Here is a 398-nt window from a genome sequence, read left to right as displayed (position 1 = left end):
AACTTGTAGGTTCCGTCGTTGAACTTCTTGTGGCCCTTGACGAGGAGTGCCGCGACGATGCCGACGATGAGACCGTACATGAAGTCGGTGAGCATGAAGCCGAAGAAGAACGAGTACGTGAAGGCTATAATCGGCGTCGGGTCTATCTCGTCGTACCTCGGAACGCCGTACATCTCGGTGAGCATCTCGAAGGGTCTCGCCCAGCTTGGATTCTTGAGCTTAATCGGAATCTCCTCAATTTCCTCCTTCCTCGGCTCACGTACGTTTATGTAGGCCTTCCCTTCGGTGACCTTCTTTATCCCCTCGAGAACCTTTGGAACGTCAACCCTCGGGAGCCAGCCGGTTAGGGCGAAGGTCATGTTCGTCCTCGCGAGCATCGGGAGCACTGAGGCCTTGTC

1 protein-coding gene is annotated in these 398 nt (G+C 55.3%); it reads right to left on the bottom strand.

Annotated features, from left to right (window positions below):
- Positions 1 to 398 (bottom strand): V-type ATPase 116kDa subunit family protein (locus tag E3E33_RS10770; RefSeq protein ID WP_304940810.1); only part of this gene is annotated, 398 nt, incomplete at both ends.

This window comes from Thermococcus sp. GR5, assembly GCF_012027535.1.
GTDB lineage: Archaea > Methanobacteriota_B > Thermococci > Thermococcales > Thermococcaceae > Thermococcus > Thermococcus onnurineus.
The sequence above is the reverse complement of the archived record's forward strand: the minus strand, read 5'-3'. Positions and strand labels throughout refer to the sequence as shown.